General features: G+C 71.2%; 20 protein-coding genes. 14 read left to right on the plus strand and 6 right to left on the minus strand.

The genetic code is table 11. From position 1 onward, the window contains the following. Positions 1-264 (minus strand): carbohydrate-binding protein (locus tag ACFWY5_RS17105; RefSeq protein ID WP_379632831.1); only part of this gene is annotated, 264 nt, incomplete at its 3' end. Positions 265-409: 145 nt separating this feature from the next. Then, positions 410-580, minus strand: coding sequence for a hypothetical protein (locus ACFWY5_RS17110; protein ID WP_379619460.1), 171 nt, complete (start codon positions 578-580; stop codon positions 410-412). Between the two features lie 106 nt (positions 581-686). Between ACFWY5_RS17110 and ACFWY5_RS17115 the strand changes: the two genes are divergently transcribed. Then, a complete protein-coding gene (locus tag ACFWY5_RS17115; RefSeq protein ID WP_379632833.1) occupies positions 687-1355 on the plus strand; it encodes an HAD family hydrolase in 669 nt (222 codons plus the stop codon). Between the two features lie 94 nt (positions 1356-1449). On the opposite strand, the gene ACFWY5_RS17120 is transcribed toward ACFWY5_RS17115, so the two are convergent. Further along, positions 1450-2091: a class I SAM-dependent methyltransferase gene (locus ACFWY5_RS17120; protein WP_379632835.1), complete on the minus strand. Its 642-nt coding sequence runs from the start codon at positions 2089-2091 to the stop codon at positions 1450-1452. A gap of 113 nt (positions 2092-2204) precedes the next feature. Here ACFWY5_RS17120 and ACFWY5_RS17125 point away from each other — a divergent pair, with 113 nt between their 5' ends. From ACFWY5_RS17125 to ACFWY5_RS17135, 3 genes are all read left to right on the plus strand, one after another. Beyond that, positions 2205-2729 carry a TetR/AcrR family transcriptional regulator gene (locus ACFWY5_RS17125; protein WP_379619454.1) on the plus strand — a complete coding sequence of 175 codons (525 nt, stop codon included), beginning with the start codon at positions 2205-2207 and terminating at the stop codon, positions 2727-2729. Positions 2730-2811: 82 nt separating this feature from the next. Continuing rightward, a complete protein-coding gene (locus ACFWY5_RS17130) occupies positions 2812-2991 on the plus strand; it encodes a hypothetical protein (protein ID WP_379619452.1) in 180 nt (59 codons plus the stop codon). A 34-nt stretch (positions 2992-3025) separates the two neighbouring features. Next, a complete protein-coding gene (locus ACFWY5_RS17135) occupies positions 3026-3421 on the plus strand; it encodes a RidA family protein (protein ID WP_379619449.1) in 396 nt (131 codons plus the stop codon). A 9-nt stretch (positions 3422-3430) separates the two neighbouring features. Here the strand turns inward: ACFWY5_RS17135 and ACFWY5_RS17140 are convergent, their stop codons facing one another. Both ACFWY5_RS17140 and ACFWY5_RS17145 read right to left on the minus strand, forming a co-directional pair. Beyond that, positions 3431-4237 carry an SAM-dependent methyltransferase gene (locus ACFWY5_RS17140; protein ID WP_379632837.1) on the minus strand — a complete coding sequence of 269 codons (807 nt, stop codon included), beginning with the start codon at positions 4235-4237 and terminating at the stop codon, positions 3431-3433. A 278-nt stretch (positions 4238-4515) separates the two neighbouring features. Continuing rightward, on the minus strand, positions 4516-5133 hold the full coding sequence (locus ACFWY5_RS17145) for a TetR/AcrR family transcriptional regulator (RefSeq protein WP_379619445.1): 618 nt from the start codon (positions 5131-5133) through the stop codon (positions 4516-4518). 103 nt (positions 5134-5236) lie between these two features. On the opposite strand from ACFWY5_RS17145, the gene ACFWY5_RS17150 reads away from it, so the two are divergent. The 8 genes from ACFWY5_RS17150 (at position 5237) to ACFWY5_RS17185 (ending at position 13385) form a co-directional block, all read left to right on the plus strand. Next, on the plus strand, positions 5237-6241 hold the full coding sequence (locus ACFWY5_RS17150) for an agmatine/peptidylarginine deiminase (protein WP_379632839.1): 1005 nt from the start codon (positions 5237-5239) through the stop codon (positions 6239-6241). After that, positions 6238-7164: a nitrilase-related carbon-nitrogen hydrolase gene (locus ACFWY5_RS17155; RefSeq protein WP_379632841.1), complete on the plus strand. Its 927-nt coding sequence runs from the start codon at positions 6238-6240 to the stop codon at positions 7162-7164. Before ACFWY5_RS17150 ends, ACFWY5_RS17155 begins: the two co-directional genes overlap by 4 nt. A 15-nt stretch (positions 7165-7179) precedes the next feature. Then, on the plus strand, positions 7180-8763 hold the full coding sequence (locus tag ACFWY5_RS17160) for an ABC transporter substrate-binding protein (RefSeq protein WP_379632843.1): 1584 nt from the start codon (positions 7180-7182) through the stop codon (positions 8761-8763). Continuing rightward, entirely contained in the window at positions 8733-9704 is a 972-nt protein-coding gene (locus ACFWY5_RS17165) for an ABC transporter permease (protein WP_379632845.1), read from the plus strand. Before ACFWY5_RS17160 ends, ACFWY5_RS17165 begins: the two co-directional genes overlap by 31 nt. Then, a complete protein-coding gene (locus ACFWY5_RS17170; protein WP_379632847.1) occupies positions 9701-10561 on the plus strand; it encodes an ABC transporter permease in 861 nt (286 codons plus the stop codon). The genes ACFWY5_RS17165 and ACFWY5_RS17170 overlap by 4 nt, the downstream gene beginning before the upstream one ends. Further along, positions 10558-11481 (plus strand): ABC transporter ATP-binding protein, encoded by a 924-nt coding sequence (locus tag ACFWY5_RS17175; protein ID WP_379632849.1) that lies wholly within the window; start codon positions 10558-10560, stop codon positions 11479-11481. Before ACFWY5_RS17170 ends, ACFWY5_RS17175 begins: the two co-directional genes overlap by 4 nt. Next, positions 11474-12223 (plus strand): ABC transporter ATP-binding protein, encoded by a 750-nt coding sequence (locus ACFWY5_RS17180; RefSeq protein ID WP_379632851.1) that lies wholly within the window; start codon positions 11474-11476, stop codon positions 12221-12223. The genes ACFWY5_RS17175 and ACFWY5_RS17180 overlap by 8 nt, the downstream gene beginning before the upstream one ends. 85 nt (positions 12224-12308) lie before the next feature. After that, positions 12309-13385: an agmatine deiminase family protein gene (locus ACFWY5_RS17185; protein WP_379632853.1), complete on the plus strand. Its 1077-nt coding sequence runs from the start codon at positions 12309-12311 to the stop codon at positions 13383-13385. On the opposite strand, the gene ACFWY5_RS17190 is transcribed toward ACFWY5_RS17185, so the two are convergent. Further along, a complete protein-coding gene (locus ACFWY5_RS17190) occupies positions 13382-14773 on the minus strand; it encodes a serine hydrolase domain-containing protein (protein WP_379632855.1) in 1392 nt (463 codons plus the stop codon). The two genes, ACFWY5_RS17185 and ACFWY5_RS17190, sit on opposite strands and share 4 nt — an antisense overlap. Positions 14774-14878: 105 nt before the next feature. Here ACFWY5_RS17190 and ACFWY5_RS17195 point away from each other — a divergent pair, with 105 nt between their 5' ends. Then, complete coding sequence (locus ACFWY5_RS17195; protein ID WP_379632857.1) at positions 14879-15595, plus strand: TetR/AcrR family transcriptional regulator; 717 nt, start codon at positions 14879-14881, stop codon at positions 15593-15595. 347 nt (positions 15596-15942) lie between these two features. Beyond that, a complete protein-coding gene (locus tag ACFWY5_RS17200) occupies positions 15943-16614 on the plus strand; it encodes a GPP34 family phosphoprotein (RefSeq protein WP_379632859.1) in 672 nt (223 codons plus the stop codon). The last annotated feature ends 11 nt before the right edge of the window (positions 16615-16625 follow it).

Raw genomic sequence — 16625 nt, forward strand, 5'->3', positions numbered from 1 at the left:
CCAGGCGAGGGAGACGCTGCTGGCGGTGACGCCGGTCGAGCGGGCGTTGCCGGGGACGCTGGGCGCCTGCGTGTCGGTGCCTCCGCCGCCGGTGGTCTTCCACAGGGCCGCGACGTTGGGCGGCTCCCAGCCTGGCTGGGAGGTGTGGCTCTGCCGGCATTCGTACTCGACGCCGTTGTAGGTGACCCGGGTGCCCGCGGTGTACGCGGTCCACGGTGCCCAGTCGGCGAAGGCGACCTGGGTGCTGCTGGCACTGAAGGCCATGGGCGGGGCGACCACCGCTGCGCCGAGTGGCAAGAGTAAGGCCGCCAGGACTGCGAGTGTTTTGCGATGCTTCATAGTGCTCCGACATCCGGTGCTTGGGGGGTGGGATGAAGAGAGGCGCAGAAACTCTTAGGAAAGTTTCCTTTTAATTACCTGCGACGTTAACCCCTGCCCGCCAGGTCGTCAATATCTGGATCAAAAGGTCGACGAGGATCAGCAGGCCGATGCCGATCAGCACGAGGCGCCCCCAGCGAGCGTCCCGGCCCGGATGGCGAAGAAGCGGCGGGCGAGGCACCAGGACCAGGTGGACGCTCACCCCGCCGCGTCCTGCGGTGCCTTGGCCTGGCACGACGGTTCTTCCACGCGAGCGGCCCGGGTTTGTGCGGCGTAGGGCCAAGGCACGGCTTCCGTATCCTTACGGGGTGATCCGCGCCGTGGTGATTGATGTGGACGACACGCTCTGCCTCACCGAGGCGGCGTGCTTCGAGCTCGAGAACGAGGTCCTGGCGTGTATCGGCCGTGAGCCGATGTCCCGGGACGTGCACCTGTCCACGTGGGGGCAGCCGCTGCTGGAGGCGATGCCGTCGCGCTCGCCGGGCATCGACGTCGAGGCCTTCGCCGCCGCGTACCCGGCCGTGCTGCGGCGGTATGTGGCGGACGGGCGGCTGGACGTCGTCGCGCAGGAGAACCTCCAGGCGCTCGACGCGCTCGCCGCCGCGGGCCGCAGCCTCATGCTGCTGACCTCACGTACGGAAGCCGAGGTCGAGCACCTGCTGGCCCCGGACCACGCGCTGACCGGCCGCCTCGCCGCCGTCTACCACGCGGGCAACATGCGCTACAGCAAGCCCGACGCCCGCGCCTTCGACGAACTCCTCGCCGCCACCGGGCTCGACCCCCATCACTGCCTGTACGTCGGCGACTCACCCGGCGACGCCCGCGCTGCCAACGGCGCCGGCCTGCGCTTCATCGCCTGCATGCAGAGCGGCGTCCGGCGGCGTGCCGACTTCGCCGCCCATCGTGTCGACGCGTTCATCGACACCTTCCCCCAGATGGTCGAGGCCGTGGCCCACCTGGAGACCGCCCGGTCATGAACGGCGGGCCCACGCCGCCGGCGCGGACACCACGCTCCCGACCGCCGGCCGCGAGGCGGCAGGCCATGCCCCCGGTTGCCACAGTCGCCGTGACCTATCTCGGGCGCACGGCGGTGACGTAGTAGATCATCGGGCTGAGCTCGCCTTCCCCCTCGACCAGGAAGCCCGCGTCGGGGATCAGGTCGCCGAGGAGTTCGCGCGGGCTGTGGCGCATGGCGGGTCCGGTGAGCAGCCGCACGAGCCGCCCGGTCAGCCGTCCGGTCGGCGGGCGGAACTCGGCGATGAGCAGCCGTCCGCCGGGACGCAGCACCCGGAACATCTCCCGTACGGCGGCGCCGCGCAGATCGGCCGGGACGTGGTGGACCGCGAGCGTGGACATCACCACGTCGAACGACGCGTCCGGCAGGGCCAGCGCCTGAGCCTCGCCGACCAGGTAGGCGCAGTTGCGCGGGGCCCGCGAGCGGGCGTGCTCCACCATGGGCGGCGAGGGGTCCACGCCGGTGACCTCGGCCGCGATCGGGGCGACGATCCTGGTCAGGTAGCCGGTGCCGCAGCCCACGTCGAGGACCCGGTCGCCGGTCCGCACCCCGGACCTGGTGGCCAGGCGGGTGAAGACCTCGCGGCGCCGGCCCAGGAATCCGAGGGTGACGCCCATGCCGTAGGCGCGGGGATGGTCGATCGTGCCGCCGTGGTCGGCGTGTTCCTCGTGCCGGTGCAGAAGCCTGCCCAAACCCATGATCGCCTCCGATATCGAACAGAGTGTTCTGTAATGAATAGTCTGTCTGTCGGTGTTGCCGGGGCAACAAACAGTTCTGCCCGGCTGTGCCGTACTGAACACAAGGAGGGACATTGGACCGGCGGGTACGGCGCACGCGGCAGGCCATCCAGGGGGCGCTGGTGGAGCTGACGCTGGAGAAGGGCTACGACGCGGTGACGGTCACCGACATCATCGACCGGGCCGACGTGGGCCGATCCACGTTCTACGCGCACTTCACCGACAAGCAGGACGTGCTGTTCAGCAATCTGGAGGCGCTGACCTTCCTGCATGCGGAGCCGGGCGTGGACGGGCGGTTGTTCGCCTTCAGCCTGCCGATGTTCGAGCACGTGCACGAGCAGCGGCGGCTGGTGAAGGCGCTGCTCGGCAGGCGCGGCGGCGGGGTGGTGATGGCGCGGGGCGAACGGATGCTGGGCCGGATGATCCGCGCGGAGCTGGAGGCCAGGAAGGGGGAGGTGTCCGAGCTGGTGGTGAGCTGTGTGGCGGGGGCGTTCATGACGTTGCTGCGCAGGTGGGTGGACGAGGAGATCACCGCGACGCCCGCCGAGCTCGACGCCGCCTTCCGCGCCACAGTCCTGCCGGGGGTGGAGGCTCTGTGACGTTCCTTCCCACCTGCACTACCACCGGCCCGGCAGGCTACGGCATTCTCCCGGCCGCAGGCGCCTTTCTAGACTGGCCGCCATGAACGACCCCCGCCGCCGTGTGCTCCTGTGGATCGGCTTCCTCGTGTTCGCGGCCATCAACACCATCGGCGGCACCATCGGCGGTACGGCCCAGGTCGCCGGCCTGATCGCCGGAATCGTCTGCCTCGGCTTCATCGCGGCCCTGATCATCCACCACTACACCGGGCGCCGGCCGTGACCCGGCCGTCGCCTCCTCTGGAGAGGGTGCTCCCATGGCATTGGAATCCATCAATCCCGGTGAACTCGACCCACCGGCGACCTACAGCCACGTCGTCGTCGCCACCGGCACGCGGATGGTCTTCATAGCCGGTCAGGTGGCCGAGGACCGGGCGGGCAACCTCGTCGGACCGGGGGACATGACGGCCCAGGCGCGCCAGGTGTTCGCCAATATCGGACACGCGCTCGCCGCCGCGGGCGCCCGTCCCGACCAGGTGACGAAGCTGACGATCTTCGTCGCCGGGTACCGGCGTGAGCATCTCGCGCAGATCGAGGAGGGCAGGGTCGCGTTGTTCGGCGATCACAAGCCGGCGGACACGCTGGTGGGGGTTGCCACGCTGTCCAGGCCGGAGTACCTGCTGGAGGTCGACGCCGTCGCGGTCACGACGTAGCTCCGGCCGCTACGGCTTGCGGCCCACCGCGGCGTACATGTTGGTGGCGGTGTCCGGGAGGGGCCGGTCGCCGCGGGCGGGGCGCCAGCGGGGCATCGGGACGACGCCCGGGTCGAGGAGGTCCAGGCCGGTGAACAGGCGTTCCACCTCGGCGCGGGTGCGCAGGTACATGGGGATGCCGCTGCTGGTGTACTCGCGGGCCAGTTGCTCGGACTCGGGGGCCAGGTCGGCGGTCGGGATGGTGACGGCCAGGTAGCTGCCGGCCGGAAGAGGGGCGATCAGGGCCTCCACCAGGCCCTGGGCGTCCTCCACGAACTGGAGCATGGCGATCACCGTCAGGGCCACCGAGCGGGTGAGGTCGATCACCTCGTGCAGGGTGGGGTCACCGAGGAGAGCCTCGGGGGAACGCATGTCGGCCTGGATGTAGGCGATGCGGCCCTCGGGCGTACCGGCCAGCAGGGCCCGCGCGTGGGTCAGCACGATGAGGTCGTTGTCGACGTAGACGATCCGGGCCTCGGGGGCGCTCTCCTGGACGACCTCGTGCAGGTTCGGGGAGGAGGGGATGCCGGTGCCGATGTCGACGAACTGCTGTATGCCCGCGTCGGCCAGGTAACGGGCCATCCGGTGCATGCAGGCGCGGTTGGCGAGCATCGAGGTGCGCAGTCCCGGCCAGTTGGTCAGCACCTTGGACGCGGTCTCCCGGTCGGCGGCGAAGTTGTCCTTGCCGCCCATGATGTAGTCGTAGACCCGCGCCGAGTGCGGCCGGTGGGTCTGCAGATCCATCGGTGTGGGCCGGTGCTGTGGAACGTCTTCCATATCCGGATTCCGCCTTCCGGTCGTGGTCTTCTGGCCCCGCACTCAAGATCCACCATAGGGCACGGAGCGGAAGGCGCACACCGGTCGGGGGCGGGCGGCCCCGCGTGGGCGCCCGCCCGCGAGTCAGGTCAAGGGGTGGGTTCCTGCATGGTGACGCGGTGCGCGCCGCCACCGCCGTTTCCGTAGAGGTTGTCCAGGTTGAGCATGACCACGGGCTTGCCGAAGGCCGCGGCGATCGCGCTCCGCCGACCTGCTGGAGGGCAGGGCCGCGGCCCCCGTCACGCGGGCCCTGCCGACCCGTCTGGTGGAACGGGACTCGACGCTTCCCCGAGCTCCGCGATGACGGCGCCCTCCACCAGTTCGCGGGCGCGCTCCAACGTCATCGACCCGCTGAGCCAGCGTTCGCTCACGCCTTCGACCAGGGCGGTCAGCCGTTCCGCCACGGCCGGCGGATCGGCCCGCGCGGCGGCCAGCCCGGCCGCCTGAGCCTGCCTGATCATGGCGGCGAGGTCGTCGACCCAGCCGCGCGTGGAGGTGCTGAGCGGCTCGCGCAGGTCGGGGTTGAAGACCGCGCTGGCCCGCAACTCGCCCCAGGCCGCGCTGTTCTCCCGGACCGCGGGGGTGTCCTGCAGTTCGAGGAGCAGGAGCAGTTCGAGCTGCTCGCGCGGGTCCTTGCCGATCTCCATGGCCTCGTGCGTGTAGCGGCCGGCGCGCTCGTTGACGAACTCCAGCGTCTTGCGCATGAGCCCGGCCCGGTCGCCGAAGTGGTAGTAGATCAGCGCGGTCGACACTCCGGCCTCGGCGGACAACTTTTCCACCCGTAGCCCGCGCACGCCGCTGTGGGCGATGACGCGGACGGCCGCTTCCAGGATCTGCCGCTGGCGATCGGACGACATTTCACCTCACGTCGCAGGGTCGGGGACACCTTGACTGAATCTTCAGTCGGTGGGCACTATAGCAACTCCGTAAGGCTGACTGAATTTTCAGACAGGAGTGATCATGCGCATGCCCGCCGAATGGGCCGTCCATGACGGCTGCCTCATGGCCTGGCCGACCCGGGAGGAACTGTGGGGCGACCTGCTCACCTCCGCCCGGCAGGAGTACGCGGCGGTGGCCCGCGCCATCGCGCGGTTCGAGCCGGTGACGATGGTGGCGCTGCCCGGCCAGGGCGAGCAGGCGCGTGCGGAGTGCGGCGACACGGTCGAGGTGGTCGAGCTGCCGATCGACGACTCGTGGCTGCGCGACTCCGGCCCGATCTTCGTACTCGGCCCGGACGGCTCCCGCGCCGGCGTGGACTTCCGCTTCAACTCCTGGGGCGGCAAGCACCACCCCTGGGACCGGGACGACAGGATCTCCGCCCTGCTCCTGGACCGCCTCGGCGTCGCCCGCGTCGAGTCCGGCATGATCCTTGAGGGCGGCGCGATCACCGTCGACGGCGAGGGCACGCTGATCACCACCGAGCAGTGCCTGCTCCACCCCAACAGGAACCCCGGCCTGACCCGCGCCGAGATCGAGGACGAGCTCAAGGCCAGGCTGGGCGTCACCAAGGTGATCTGGCTGCCGTACGGCGGGCTGGAGGACCGGGAGACCGACGGCCACGTGGACGGCGTCGCCGCGTTCACCGCCCCCGGCACGGTGCTCATCCAGCTCCCCGACGACCCGGGACACCCCGACTACGCCCGCATGCGCGCCAACAAGGCGATCCTGGAGGCCTCGACCGACGCCGCCGGCAGACCGTTCGAGCTCGTCGAACTGCCCCAGAGCGCGTTCACCGAGGTGGCCGGGGAGACGATCGAGGTCGGCTACCTGAACTTCTACGTGGCCAACGGCGGCGTGGTCGTCCCCGTCGCCGGAGTGGAGGCCGACGAGAAGGCCCTGGCCGTCATCGCCGGCGCCTTCCCCGGCCGCACCGTGGTCGGCGTGCGTACCCCGGTCATCGCCTACGGCGGCGGCGGCGTGCACTGCGTCACCCAGCAGATTCCGGCCGCGGGGCGGGCCTCGTGAACTACGCCGAACTGACCTCCTACGGCTCGCCGCTCGGTTCACCGGCCCGGCCCGGCACGGAACCCGGCACGCTCCTGCGGGTGGGCTTGGTCCAGATGCGCTGGCAGCCCGACGAACGGGCCCACGACGAGGCCCTGCGCACCGGGGTACGCCTGGCCGCGGGCCTCGGCGCCGAGGTGGTCTGCCTGCCCGAGCTCACCCGCAGCCCCTACTTCGCCGCCGACAAGACGCGGGCGCAGGACGCCGCCCGCCACATGGAGGACCTGCCCGGCGGCCCCACCACCGCGCTCGCCACCGAACTGGCCGCGGACCTGGGCGTCGTGGTGCACGCCTCCCTGCACGAGCGGGCCACCGACGGCGGCCTCGGCTACAACACCGCGATCTGCGTGGACCCGGACGGCACGCTGCTGGCGCGTACCCGCAAGCTGCACATACCGCGCTTCCCCGGCTACCACGAGGACCTGTGCTTCCGCCCCGGCGACACCGGCTTCCCCGTGGTGGAACTCGGCGGCGCCAGGTTCGGCTTCCCCACCTGCTGGGACGAGTGGTTCCCCGAGCTGGCCAGGACCTACGCGCTGGAGGGCGCGCAGGTGCTGGTCCACCCGACCGCGATCGGCTCGGAGCCGGAACTGCCGCACTTCGACACCCGGCCCATGTGGGAGCACGCCATCTCCGCCAACGGGCTGGCCAACGCCCTGTTCATGGTGGTGCCCAACCGGGTCGGCGCGGAGGGGCTCATCACCTTCTACGGCTCGTCGTTCATCTCCGACCCCTACGGCCGCGTGATGCTGCGCGCCCCGCGGGACCGGCCCGCCGTCCTCGTCGCCGACCTCGACCTGGACCAGCGTCGCGACTGGCTGGAGTTCGGCCTGATCAACACCCGGCGGCCGGAGCTCTACGGCGCGCTGACCCGCCCGATCTGACCCCAGGGAGAGCCCATGCGGATCGCAGCACTCACGGCCCTCGCCTTCATGGCGGTGGCCTGCGGCGGGGCCGCCACCCCCCACTCCACCGCCGGCACGAGCTTCACGCTGTCGCCCACGACGCCGCCCGCCAAGGGCGAGATCGACGGCTTCACCTGGTCCGTCTACGCCGAGCCGCCGACGCTCGACTACATCTACGCCTTCGACTACCCGCAGAACATGATCCTGTCCAACGTCTGCGAGAGCCTGATGCGCTGGACCCCGCAGCTCGGCCTGGAGCCCGGCCTGGCCCAGGAGGTGAAGCAGCCGGACGCGAAGACGTTCGTCTACCGCATCCGGCCCGGGGTGAAGTACCACGGCGGCGGCGAGGTCACCGCCGACGACGTCGTCTTCAGCCTGCGCCGCCACCTGGACACCGCTTTGGGCTCCTACTGGGCCAAATCCTTCGACCGGGTCGCCTCGATCGGCAAGAGCGGCCCGATGGAGGTGACCGTACGGCTGAAGCGGCCGGACTCCCAGTTCAACCAGTGGATGGCCACCTCGGCTGGAACGGTCGTCAACCCGCGCGCCGTCCAGGCCAAGGGCCGCGACTACGGCAACCCGGACGGCGGCGCCGACTGCACCGGCCCCTACCGGCTCGGCCCGTGGCGCAAGGGCGAGTCGATCGCGCTCGACCGATTCCCCGGCTACTGGGGCAAGAAGGCGAAAGCCCGGCAGGTCACCTTCCGCTTCATCACCGACCCGGCCGCCAGGACCAACGCGATGCTGACCGGCGAGGTCGACGGCGGCTACCTCATCGCCCCCGACAGCTACGCCGGTCTGCGCGCGGGCGGCAAGGGCACGCTCTACTTCGGCAAGAGCCTGACCACGGTCAACCTCGCCTTCACCAACCTCAAGGGCACACTGAGCGACGTCCGCGTACGGCGGGCGCTGTCGCTGGCCCTGGACCGCGACGGCTTCGTCAAGACGGGTCTGCAGGGCGTCGGCTCGGTCGCCGCGGCCCCCGCGCCCCGGGACGCCTGGCCCCGGCAGACGGCGGCCCCGGCGGGCGCCAAGCGCGACGTGGCCGCGGCCAAGGAGCTCATCCGGCAGGCCGGCGCCACCGGCAAGAAGATCACCGTGGCGACCAGCCCGATCGGTACCGACGTGTCGCTGCTGGCCACGGCCGTACAGGCGGCGGGCACCGAGATCGGCCTCGACGTCGAGCTCAAGACCATCGCGCCCGACGCCTACACCGCGCTGTTCTCCGACCCGAAGGCCCGCGCGGCCGTCGACCTGTTCCCCTGCACCTACTACCTGTCGATCACCGACCCGCTGGCCAGCTACTCGATCTTCCGCAGCGACGGCTTCGAGAACTACATGGGCTACGCCGACCCCGCCTACGACGCGCTCGTCGACCAGGCCGTCGCCGAGTACGACCCGGTCAAGCGGGCGGCGCTGACCGCCGGGCTGGGACGGAAGGAGGCCGAGCAGGTGCTCTGGATCCCCGTCGCCGAATGGCCCACGTCGCTGTACCTCAGCAGGCGCATCACCGGCGCCCCGACCTCCATCGCCTACATGTACTACCCATGGGCGGCCGACGTGGGCGCGGCCGGATGATCGCCCGCTTCCTGCTGCGGCGCCTGCTGGAGCTGGCGCTGACGCTGGTGACCGCGTCGTTCCTGGTGTTCGGCGCGGTCCACCTGGCCCCCGGCCGCCCGGAGACCTTCCTGCTCGGCGGCCGGGCGGCGAGCCCGGAGGCGATCGCGGCGATCCGGGCCCAGTACCACCTGGACGACCCGTTCTTCCTGCAGTACCTCAAGTGGGCGGGCGGCGTGCTCACCGGCGATCTGGGCCGGTCGATGCAGTACCGCAGCCCGGTGCTCGGGCTGATCGAGGCCCGGCTGCCGAGCACGCTGCTGCTCATCACGATGGCCGCCCTGCTGGTGGTGGTCTTCGGCATCGGCCTGGGCCGGCTGGCCGCGGTGGGCGGGCCCGCCACCGACTCGGCGGTGCTCGTCGGCACCTCGCTCGCGCTCGGCACCCCGTCGTTCGTCGCCGCCATCGGCCTGCTGTGGGTGTTCTCCATACAGCTCGGCTGGTTCCCGACGATCGGCAGCGGCGACGGGCTGCCCGACATGATCTACCATCTGGCGCTGCCGTCCCTGGCGCTGGCCCTGTACTGGACAGGCTGGCTCGCCCGGGTCACCCGCGGCGCCATGAAGGACCAGCTCGCCCTCGAACACGTCACCGTCGCCCGCAGCCGCGGCCTGCCCGAACGCCAGGTGATCCGCCGGCACGTCCTGCGCAACGCGCTCGGCCCGGTCGCCACCGTCAGCGGCCTGACCCTGTCCGGTCTCGTCATCAGCACCGTGCTGGTCGAAGCCGCCTTCGGCATCGGCGGGCTCGGCGCGCTGCTGGAAAGCTCCGTGCAGGTCAAGGACTTCCCCGTCGTCCAGGCCATCACGCTGCTGGTGGTCGCGCTGTTCACGGTGACGAACCTGATCGTCGACCTGTGCTACCCGCGGGTCCGGCTCGGCGCACGGGGTGATGCCGGATGAGCGCCGCCGGCCCGATCATCCACCGCCCGGTCCTCGGCCGGCTGCGCACCGGCCGGAACCGGCTCTACCTGACCTGCCTCGCCTTCGCCGCGCTGATGGTCGCCGTCGCGCTGGCCGGGCCCTGGCTCGCCCCCGCCGACCCCAACGCCGGCGACCTCGGCGCCGCCCTGACCGGCCCGTCCCCGGCTCACCCGCTCGGCGCCGACGCCGCCGGCCGCGACACCCTCTCCAGGCTCATCGCCGGCGCGAGCACCACGCTGCTGGGCCCGATCGCCGTCGTCCTGTTCTCCACCGTCGCGGGAGTCCTGGCCGGCGTCACCGCCGGCTGGTTCGGCGGCTGGCCCGACACGCTGCTGTCGCGCGCCGCCGAACTCCTGCTCGCCTTCCCCGCCCTGCTCGTGGCGATCGTCTTCGTCTCCCTGTACGGCACCGGCCTGGCCGCCCCGGTCATCGCCCTCTCCCTGGCCTACCTGCCGTACGTCAGCCGCCTGGCCCGCAATCTCACCCTCTCCGAACGCCGGCGGCCCTACCTGGCCGCCTACCGGGTGCAGGGCTTCTCCGGCCTGTCCATCTGCGTGCGCCACCTCATCCCCAACATCGCGCCCGTGGTGCTCGCCCAGTCGTCGGTCAACTTCGGCTACGCCCTGCTCGACCTGTCCGCCCTGTCCTACCTGGGCCTGGGCGTACCGCCCCTGACACCCACCTGGGGATCGATGATCAACGACGGCCAGTCCGCCCTGCTCCAGGGCCATCCCCTATCGGCCATCCTGCCGTGCGCGGCGATCGTGCTCACCGTGGTGGCGTTCAACGTCGTCGCCGAGCACTGGGCCGACCGCGTGTCACGGAGGCGGGCATGAGCGTGCTGCGCGTCACCGGCCTGCGGATGTGGCTGCCCGGCACCCTGCGGCCCGTCCTCGACGGCGTCGACCTGAGCGTGGGCGAGGGGGAGACCGTGGCGCTGGTCGGGGAGTCCGGCTCGGGCAAGAGCCTCACCTCGCGGGCCGTGCTCGGGCTCCTTCCCGAGGGCGCCGAGGTCGAGGGCGGCGTGGAGGTCGCGGGGCAGGACGTGCTCGCGCTGACCCCCGCCCGGCTTCGGGAACTGCGCCGCCGTACCGTCGCGATGATCTTTCAGGACCCGCGGGCGGGCATCAACCCGCTGCGCAGGGTCGGCGACTTCCTGGTCGAGGGGCGGCCCGGGTCGCGGGATCGCGCCCGCGAACTCCTCGACGCGGTCGGCCTGGAGCAGCGGGTCCTGAGGCAGTACCCGCACGAGCTGTCGGGCGGGATGCTGCAGCGGGTCATGATCGCCGGGGCGCTGATGGGCGATCCGAAGCTGCTGCTGTGCGACGAGCCGACGACCGCCCTGGACGTCACCACCCAGGCCGAGATCGTGGCGCTGCTCGCGGCGCTGCGTGAGAGATACGGGACCGGGCTGCTGTTCGTCACGCATGACCTGGACCTGGCCGCGGCCATCGCCGACCGCGTGTACGTCATGTACGCGGGCCGGATCGCGGAGACCGGATCGGCGGCCACGCTGTTCTCCCGCCCGCGCCACCCCTACACCGCGGCCCTGCTCGCGGCCACGCCCAGGGTTCTGAGGTCTCCACGAAGGTTGTCCACCCTTCCCGGGCAACCCCCTGATCTGCGGACCGAGCTTCTCGGCTGCGCATTCGCGGCACGGTGCCCGCTGGTGACGGCCGTGTGCCGCACCGATCCACCCGAACTGGTCGCCCAGGTCGCCTGCCATCACAACCTCACCGGAGCGGAGCATGCTTGACGTCGACGGGCTGTCCAAGTCCTACGGAAGCGTCCAGGCGGTCCGCGACGTCAGCTTCACGCTGGCCGAAGGCGGCTCGCTCGGCGTCGTCGGCGAGTCGGGTTCGGGCAAGACCACCACCGCCCGCATCGTCCTGGGCCTGGAGCGTCCCGACGCCGGACGCGTCACCGTGGGCGGGCACGACCGCTCCGTCCGGCGCCGCGGCCGTGCCGGACGGCTGCGCCTGGCCCGTGAGGTGCAGATCGTCTTCCAGGACCCGTTCCTGTCGCTGGACCCGCGGCTGAGCGCCAGGACGGTGCTGCGGGAGACCCTGAAGCTGCACTTCCCCGGCCTCGACCACGCGCGGCGGATCGCTGAGCTTCTCGACCAGGTGGGCCTGGGCGAGCGGGAGGCGGACGCGCTGCCGCGCCACCTGTCGGGCGGCCAGCGCCAGCGGGTCGCCATCGCCCGCGCGCTCGCCGTCGAACCGGCCGTCCTCGTCCTGGACGAGGCGGTCGCCGCCCTCGACGTCTGCGTCCAGGCGCAGATCCTGAACCTCCTGGCCGACCTGCGCGAGCGGACCGGCACCGCGTTCCTGTTCATCACCCATGATCTCGGCGTGGTGAGCCAGGTCACCGACCACCTGGTGGTCATGCGGCGGGGGGAGGTCGTCGAACGCGGTACGACGGCGTCCGTGCTGGCCGATCCACGACACGCCTACACCCGGCTCCTGCTGGCTTCGGTACCCAGGCTACCCGGCTAGTCTGTTCCTAACCAAAATTTCAGTCAGGGGGACTGTGATGCGTATTTCTCGACGTCAGACACTACAAACGGCGATTCTTGCGGCTATGGGGGGCGCGCTGAGCGCCTGCGGCTCGTCCGTGACGGGGTCCGGGGCGGCGAAGCAGGGGCCCGCGCCGAAGGCCGCCGGGTGGCTGATGCCGGAGGAGACGCATCCGCACCAGAAGACGTTCATGTCGTGGCCGACCGAGCTCATCTGGAAGTCCGACACCGCGGGGGTGCGCCAGGACATCGCCGGCATCGCCCGCGCGATCGCCGGCTTCGAGCCGGTGGTGCTCCTGGCCAACCCCGGCGACGTCAAGGCCGCGCAGCGCGCCTGCGGTTCGCAGGTCGAGGTCGTGCCGATCCCGGTCGACGACCTGTGGATGCGCGACACCGGCCCCACCTTCGTCCTGCGCGGCAAGGACATCGCCGGCGTCGACTTCAACTTCAACGGCTGGGGCCGCAAGCAGAAGCACTCACGCGACAAGGACGTCGCCCGGCAGATCCTGGCCAGGGAGCGCGTCACCAGGATCCAGGCGCCGATCGTCGGCGAGGGCGGCTCGATCGAGGTCGACGGCGCGGGCACGCTGATGGCCACCGAGAGCTCGCTGATCAACGACAACCGCAACCCCGGCAAGAGCCGCGCCGACATCGAACGCGCGCTGACGCAGACCGTAGGCGCGACCACCTTCATCTGGGTGAAGGGCGTCAAGGGCAAGGACATCACCGACTACCACATCGACGCCCTGGCCCGGTTCTCCGAGCCCGGCGTCGTGGTGATCAGCACCCCGCCGGAGGACGCTCCCCAGGACGTCTGGACCGGCGCCTACGACCAGGCCCGCAAGGTGCTCGACACGGCCGTCGACGCGCGCGGCAAGCGACTGGAGCTCGTCGAACTGCCCGAGCCGGTCGACATCGGCAGCCGTGGCGAGGGCTTCCTCGCCACGTATGTCAACTACTACGTGGTCAACGACGGCGTCATCCTGCCCCGCTTCGGCGACAAGAAGGCCGACAAGGACGCCGCGGCCATCGTCCGTGACCTCTACCCCGGGCGCGAGGTCGTCCAGGTGCCCGTCGACACCCTCGGCGAGGGCGGCGGCGGCATCCACTGCGCGACCCAGCAGATGCCCAAGCCGAACTAGGGACTCTTGACGGCGACGCGCATGCCGACCTGCACGTACGGCCTGCCGTCCGGCAGCGTGGCACAGACCACCGGCCAGAACTCGTCCCCGGCCGGCATGCCCACGGCGGCGAACACCGTGGCCGCCGCCGACCGCGACACCGGCACCAGATCGGCCTCCAGCGGCGGGGAGAAGTGCCGCATCTCATCGACGAACTCGTAGCGCAGGCGCCCGCCGCCGTCCGCGCCCCGGCTGATGGTCGTGACGACCCCGGCCCGCGGGTACCTCCCGGCCAGCGGCGTCAGGTCCACCTCCGGCGGGTTCGCCGGCGGGGCGAAGGGCGGCGGCATGCGTACCCCGGCCAGCTCGCCGAGCAGCTCCCGGAACAGGTCGGAGTACAGGCGGCCGACCGCACCGCCGTTGGCCAGCAGCGCGATGGCCACGCCCGCTTCTGGCACCACGCGCAGGAAGGAGAACTGCGAGACGGCGCTGCCGTCATGGCCGAAGCCGGGGACCCCGTTCCAGTCGTGCAGGGTCCAGCCCAGGCCCCAGCCGTCGGCCGCGACGGTCCACTTGTCCAGGCTGTCCGCCTCGCGCCGCCGCATCGCGGCGACCGCGCCGGCGGGCAGCACGCGGGCGCCGCCGGGGGCGAGCCCGCCGTCCAGGTGCATCTTGGCGAAGCGCACGACGTCCCCCGCCGAGACGATCACCCTCCCGTACGGCCCGGCGGAGCGCGGCATCATGTCCCAGCTCGGAGCCGGTTCGGGTGCCCGGCCGGGCTCGCCCATGTGGCCCATGGCGGCGCGGAAGCGCAGCGCCTCCTCCGGCAGCGTCATCGAGCGCTCCAGCCCCAGCGGCTCGAACACCCGCTCCCGCAGCGCCTGGTCCCAGGTCCGGCCGGTCAGCACCTCGATCAACCGTCCCAGCACCACGTAGCCGGAGCTGCCGTAGGACAGCACCATGCCGGGCGGGCAGTCGAACGGCACCTCGCGCAACGCCCGGACGTACTTGGCCAGGCAGTCGTCGCCGCGTCCCGAGTCGTACATGAAGTCGTTGGTCATGCCGCCGGTGTGCGAGAGCAGCTGCCTGATCGTGATCGTCGCGGTGGCGTCCGGGTCGGGGGTGCCGAACTCGGGCAGCACGCCGGCCACGGGCGCGTCCAGGTCCAGCTCGCCCGAGGCGGCCAGCTGCATCACGAGGGTGGCGGTGTACACCTTGGCCAGCGAGCCGGCCAGGAACACCGAGTCGGGTGTGGCGCGCACACCGGTGCCGCGGTGCAGCAGCCCGCTGGCCAGTTCGTGGACGGTGCCGCCGGTCAGCACCGCCAGCGTGGCTCCGGGCACGTGGTGGGCGGCGCGCAGCTCGTCGAGCCTGGCCTGCCACCGGTCGGTGGCGAATGGGGATGTCATGGCTACCTCCGTACAGTGTTCGGACTCCGCACACTGTACGGAGAGCGTTCAGTGTGCGCAAGCCGTACACTGTGCGGGAGGGAGTGCGCGAGACGAGGAGAAGGCATGTCCGGCGAGAAGGAACTGTCGGTGTGGACCCGTCCGCGGTCCCAGCGCAGGGAGCAGCCGGCGCTGAGCCGCGAGCAGATCGTCGCCGCCGCGCTGGACCTGCTGGACGCCGAGGGCATCGACGCTCTGAGCATGCGCAAGCTCGGCACCCGGCTCAACGCCGGCGCCACCTCCATGTACACGCACGTGGCCAGCAAGGAGGAACTGCTCGAACTGGTCGTGGACGAGGTCTACGGCGAGATCGCGCCGCCGGCGCCGGGGGAGGACTGGCGGGCGGACATCATGCTGTTCGCCCGGAACGTCCGGGCGGGACTGCTGCGCCATCCCTGGATCGGGTCCGTGCTCGGCGAGGCCGGGGTGGCCTACCTGGGGCCGAACGTGCTACGCATGTCGGAGGGCACGCTGGCCGTGTTCGAGGCGGGTGGCTTCTCCCTGAAGGCCGCCGACCGGGCGCTGAACACGGTCATGGCCTACATCATCGGCCGGGCGACCAGCGAGGCCGCGTGGCTGACGAGGCTGGCCCGCCGCGGCCAGAACGAGCAGGAATGGGCCGAACGCCTGTGGCCCGCGGCCGAAGAGGCCGTCAGGGCCTACCCCCGGCTCGCCGCCCTGTACGCGGACCAGCGCGGCCAGGACCAGCGGGAGGCCAGGGAGCGGGAGTTCGAGGACGGGCTCGAATGTGTCCTGGACGGCCTGGCCACCCGCCTGAAATGAGGGCAAGTCACATTTGACGTGGCGAAATTGCCCATTGCCCTCATATCAGACTCATAAGCTGCGAGCCCGGCATAGAACCCCACGTTAAGCGCCATCCGCGCTAACGGAGAGACATATCGTGATTTATGTTCATGCCGATACTTGTGAAGAGTCAAGTGATGCTTGACGCCCCGTGGGGGTATTCACCATGATCAGCCGGGTTGGAAAAGTGCGGATTTGCGCGCCGGCAAATCCCGACAGGAGGCCCGGAAATGGATCGCACCGTCGTTGGCACCCCTCGTCACCCCACAGCCCGCACCCGCGCGCCCGAGGGAGCAGCCTGACCGATTCGTCCCCCTCCGATCCTCATGACATCCCGCCCCGTCCTTCCCCTGGCTGACGATCTGTTCCTCGTCGCCTGGGACGTCACCATTTCCGGGCAACCCCGCCTGCACCCGCACGGCATCGCCCTGGCGCTGGCCGGAGCCCTGCTGACCGAGCTGGTGTTCGCCGGGCGGCTGGCCGTACGCGAAGAACAGCTCGTCGTCGTCGGCCGGGGCGCCGTCCAGGACCCCCTGACCGCCAGCGTTCTGGCCGAGCTGGTCGCGCACCCGCAGCACACCTCGATCTCCACCTGGCTGGCCTACATGGAGAGCCAGGCCACGACCATGGTCGCCGACCGGCTCATCGGCGACGGGCTGCTCGTGCGCGAAAAGCCCCGCCTGCTCAAGAACCGCCAGTGCCGCTACCGCTACGCCTCCCGCGCCGTCTTCGGCCGGGCCGCCTGGCCCCCGGAGCGGCTGCGGGGCTGCCTGGTCGCGCACCGCCCCGTCCCCGACCAGGACATGATGCTCCTCGCGCTGGTCGACGCGTGCGGCCTGACCCCCGTGCTGCTGAACGACCCCGCCATGCGCCGGACCGGCGAGGCCTACCTGGCGACCGTCCTGCGCGCCCTGCCCGCGCCGCTGACCGCCCTGGCCCGCCAGGTACGCGCCGCCGTCGGCAACGCCGTCCTCACCTACCGCACCCGCCGCCTCTGACCCCCTGGAAA

The organism is Nonomuraea sp. NPDC059007 (assembly GCF_042740555.1).
In the GTDB taxonomy this organism is placed as follows: Bacteria; Actinomycetota; Actinomycetes; order Streptosporangiales; family Streptosporangiaceae; genus Nonomuraea.

Excerpts from the sequence above, each read along its gene's own strand:
- ACFWY5_RS17160 (WP_379632843.1), top strand. The coding sequence starts at position 7,180 with ATGCGGATCGCAGCACTCACGGCCCTCGCCTTCATGGCGGTGGCCTGC.
- ACFWY5_RS17200 (WP_379632859.1), top strand. The coding sequence starts at position 15,943 with ATGACATCCCGCCCCGTCCTTCCCCTGGCTGACGATCTGTTCCTCGTC.
- ACFWY5_RS17190 (WP_379632855.1), bottom strand. The coding sequence starts at position 14,773 with ATGACATCCCCATTCGCCACCGACCGGTGGCAGGCCAGGCTCGACGAG.
- ACFWY5_RS17135 (WP_379619449.1), top strand. The coding sequence starts at position 3,026 with ATGGCATTGGAATCCATCAATCCCGGTGAACTCGACCCACCGGCGACC.
- ACFWY5_RS17180 (WP_379632851.1), top strand. The coding sequence starts at position 11,474 with ATGCTTGACGTCGACGGGCTGTCCAAGTCCTACGGAAGCGTCCAGGCG.
- ACFWY5_RS17195 (WP_379632857.1), top strand. The coding sequence starts at position 14,879 with ATGTCCGGCGAGAAGGAACTGTCGGTGTGGACCCGTCCGCGGTCCCAG.
- ACFWY5_RS17140 (WP_379632837.1), bottom strand. The coding sequence starts at position 4,237 with ATGGAAGACGTTCCACAGCACCGGCCCACACCGATGGATCTGCAGACC.
- ACFWY5_RS17120 (WP_379632835.1), bottom strand. The coding sequence starts at position 2,091 with ATGGGTTTGGGCAGGCTTCTGCACCGGCACGAGGAACACGCCGACCAC.
- ACFWY5_RS17175 (WP_379632849.1), top strand. The coding sequence starts at position 10,558 with ATGAGCGTGCTGCGCGTCACCGGCCTGCGGATGTGGCTGCCCGGCACC.
- ACFWY5_RS17145 (WP_379619445.1), bottom strand. The coding sequence starts at position 5,133 with ATGTCGTCCGATCGCCAGCGGCAGATCCTGGAAGCGGCCGTCCGCGTC.
- ACFWY5_RS17185 (WP_379632853.1), top strand. The coding sequence starts at position 12,309 with ATGGGGGGCGCGCTGAGCGCCTGCGGCTCGTCCGTGACGGGGTCCGGG.
- ACFWY5_RS17165 (WP_379632845.1), top strand. The coding sequence starts at position 8,733 with ATGGGCGGCCGACGTGGGCGCGGCCGGATGATCGCCCGCTTCCTGCTG.
- ACFWY5_RS17150 (WP_379632839.1), top strand. The coding sequence starts at position 5,237 with ATGCGCATGCCCGCCGAATGGGCCGTCCATGACGGCTGCCTCATGGCC.
- ACFWY5_RS17170 (WP_379632847.1), top strand. The coding sequence starts at position 9,701 with ATGAGCGCCGCCGGCCCGATCATCCACCGCCCGGTCCTCGGCCGGCTG.
- ACFWY5_RS17130 (WP_379619452.1), top strand. The coding sequence starts at position 2,812 with ATGAACGACCCCCGCCGCCGTGTGCTCCTGTGGATCGGCTTCCTCGTG.